The 3,334-nt window shown below is 62.9% G+C and carries 3 protein-coding genes; 2 read left to right on the top strand and 1 reads right to left on the bottom strand.

Translation table 11 applies throughout. From position 1 onward, the window contains the following. Positions 1 to 712, bottom strand: a 712-nt coding sequence (locus tag IBX54_RS13810; protein WP_296543235.1) for a MotA/TolQ/ExbB proton channel family protein, incomplete at its 3' end; no start/stop codon positions are given. Between the two features lie 208 nt (positions 713 to 920). On the opposite strand from IBX54_RS13810, the gene zwf reads away from it, so the two are divergent. Both zwf and IBX54_RS13800 read left to right on the top strand, forming a co-directional pair. Further along, positions 921 to 2,375 carry a glucose-6-phosphate dehydrogenase gene (gene zwf, locus IBX54_RS13805; RefSeq protein ID WP_296543234.1) on the top strand — a complete coding sequence of 485 codons (1,455 nt, stop codon included), beginning with the start codon at positions 921 to 923 and terminating at the stop codon, positions 2,373 to 2,375. Then, entirely contained in the window at positions 2,369 to 3,217 is an 849-nt protein-coding gene (locus tag IBX54_RS13800) for an SIS domain-containing protein (RefSeq protein WP_296543233.1), read from the top strand. Before zwf ends, IBX54_RS13800 begins: the two co-directional genes overlap by 7 nt. Positions 3,218 to 3,334 lie beyond the last annotated feature (117 nt).

Below are 3,334 nucleotides of genomic sequence, written 5' to 3'. Positions count from 1 at the left end.
CCGCCACGGCCAGGCCGATGGCCGTCATGATGAGCGCCTCGCCGACCGGGCCAGCCACCTTGTCGATGGAGGCCTGGCCCGAGATACCGATGGCGGTCAGCGCATGGTAAATGCCCCAGACGGTGCCGAACAGGCCGACAAACGGCGCGATGGAACCCACAGTGGCCAAAAAGGCAAGCCCGTTTTGCGTGCGGCTGCGGATGCGCTCCACGGCGCGCTGGATGCCCATGGCGATCCAGTCGTTGAGGTCCACGTGGCCCATCAGGCCGACATGCTTTTTGACGGCGTTGCTGGCGGCATCAGCCATAAAACGGTAAGGGCTGCTGGCCTCGAGCGCAGCAGCACCCTGCTCGATCGTACCGGCCGACCAGAAGTCCCGGGCAGCCGCTTTGGCCTGGCGCAACATTTTGGCTTGCTCGAGCACTTTCACGATCAGGATGTACCAACTGCCAACGCTCATGATGAGCAACAGCAGCAGCACCATCTTGGCCACCGCGTCGGAGGTCTGCCAGAGGGACGCCAGGCCGTAGGGGTTGTCTGCGGCTGGCACAACGTCGGTGATGGCAGGCAGCGTGGCGGGCGCCTCGCTGGGCGCAGGCTGGGCCGTGGGCAGCGTGTTCGTTTGCGCGTGCGTCATGGCCGGCACCAGCGCAAACGCCAGTGCCAACGCGCAAACGCAGCACACCAACCAGGCCTTGACTTTGATTTGCACTGTGTTTCCTTCAACGGGATTTGGACGGACTTCAATCTGAAGGGGTAGTTTATCGAAGCCGGCCACGGCTTTCGCCGTCACCGCATAAGGCCATGCTTCGTGACGCAATGGCAGCACCAAAAGTTACCATTTTTCCAATAAACAATGAAACTAAGTTACATTACGTGTTCATTTTTTGCACCCTTTACGCAACCAACCCCGATTTCACATGAGTTTTGATCTTGTTCTCTTTGGCGGCACCGGCGACCTGTCGTGGCGCAAGTTGATGCCCGCGCTGTTTCAGGCCTTCAAACACGGCACCCTGCCCGACGGGGCGCGCATCATTGGCGTGGGCCGAGATGACCTCAGCGACGAGCGCTACCGCGCCATGATCCAGGCCCGCTTCGACCAGGTGGAACTGGCCAAACGCCCCAGCCCCGAGGAGTTCGAACGCTTCTCCCAGCTGCTGGAATTTGTCAGCATGGACCTGTCCAAGCCCGCGCACTACGCCTACCTGCGTGACAAGCTGGCCCAGCGCCCGGCCGACACCGTCGTGATGTACCTGGCCACGGCGCCCACGCTGTTCACCACCATCGTCGAACAACTCGCCGCCACCGGCCTGAATACGCCGCAAACCCGCGTGGTATTGGAAAAGCCGCTGGGCCACGACCTGACCAGCAACCGCGCCATCAACCACAGCGTGGCCCAGGTGTTCAGCGAAAAGCAGGTGTTCCGCATCGACCATTACCTGGGCAAACCCGCGGTGCAAAACCTGTTTGCGCTGCGCTTTGGCAATTCGCTGTTCGAGCCGCTGTGGCGGCGCGAGCACATTGCCAACATCCAGATCACCATTGCCGAAGAGCTCGGCGTGGAAAAACGCGGCGCGTTTTACGAAACCACCGGCGCGCTGCGCGACATGGTGCAAAACCACGCGCTGCAATTGCTGTGCGCGATTGGCATGGAGCCCCCCATCAACTCGCACGCTGACGCCATTCGCGACGAAAAACTCAAGGTGCTGCGCTCGCTCAAGCCCTGGACGCCTGAGACGCTGGCGCAGGACGTGGTTCGCGGCCAGTACGGCGGCGGTGCCATTGGCGGCGTGGCCGTGCCCGGCTACCGCGATGAGCTCGGCGTGAATCCAGCCAGCCACACCGAGACCTTTGTCGCGCTGCGCACCGAAATCTCGAATTGGCGCTGGGCCGGTGTGCCGTTTTACATTCGCACCGGCAAGCGCCTGGCCGGGCGCGATGCGCGCATCGTGGTCAACTTCAGACCCACCCCGCATGCCATTTTCAACTCGCAAATCGGCATGGCCAACCGGCTGGTGATCAACCTGCAACCCAAGGACGGACTGGAACTGCACCTGCTGGCGCAAGGCCAGGACAACCGCAAGAATTCCCACACGCTGTCGCCAGTGCAGCTCGACCTGGACTTTGACAAGCGCTTTGGCAAGGAACGTGTGGGCGCTTACGAGCGCTTGCTGCTCGACGTGATCGACGGCCGCCTGAACCTGTTTGTGCGCAGCGACGAGCAGGAAGAAGCCTGGCGCTGGGTCGAACCCATGCTGACGCATTGGCAGACCGGCGCGCAAGGCCCGCGCCCCTACGCCGCCGGCACCTGGGGCCCCAGCGCCACCAGCGCCATGATCGCCCGCGACGGCTTTTGCTGGAGCGAAGAGTGCTAGACCGCATCAAAGCCTGCCTGCCCTCGCTGGCGCCCGCCGAGCAGCGCGTGGCCAAGCTGGTGCTGCTTGACCCGCGCAGTTTTGCCCTGATGCCGGTGAGCGAACTGGCTGACCGCGCCCACGTCAGCAAGCCCACGGTGGTGCGCTTTTGCCGCAGCGTGGGCTACGACGGCCTGAGCGACTTCAAGCTCAAGCTGGCCGGCAGCGTCAGCGAGGGTGTGCCGTTTATCCACCGCAGCGTCGATGCCGACGACAAGACCAGCGACATCATGGTCAAGGTGATCGACAACACGGTGGCCGCCTTTCTGAAATACCGCAATGACGCCAGTTCCAGCGCCATCGACAAGGCCGTTGATGCCTTGCTCAAGGCCTACCACGCGGGCCGTCGCATCGAGTTTTTCGGCGTTGGCAACTCGGGCGTGGTGGCGCAGGATGCGCAGCACAAGTTCTTTCGCCTGGGCATCAATGGTGTGGCCTACAGCGACGGCCACATGCAGGTGATGAGCGCATCGCTGTTGCAGCCCGGCGACTGCGTACTGGTGATTTCCAACTCGGGGCGTACGCGCGACCTGATGGACTCAACCGACATTGCGCGCAAAAACGGCGCCACCACCATCGTCATCACCGCCAGTGGCTCGCCGCTGGCCTCGGCGGGCGACATTCACGTGGCCGCCGACCACCCGGAAGGTTTTGATCGCTACAGCCCGATGGTGTCGCGCCTGCTGCACCTGATGATCATCGACATCCTGGCCACCTGCGTGGCGCTGCGCATTGGCAGCGACAAACTGCAACCGCTGTTGCGCGACATGAAGAACAATTTGCGCAGCAAGCGCTACGCTTGATTCACCAACACGATGTGCTGCGCAGCAGCACGAGCAGCGGGCAGGGCTGTTCGGCTGTCCCGCCCCTTCTGTATGCGCCTGCGCTGGGTGGGTTTTGCGGGATCAGGCGTCGCGATT

It is taken from the genome of Rhodoferax sp., assembly GCF_014859475.1.
Classification (GTDB): Bacteria; Pseudomonadota; Gammaproteobacteria; order Burkholderiales; family Burkholderiaceae_C; genus Rhodoferax.
This window is presented reverse-complemented; position numbering and strand designations above follow the sequence as displayed.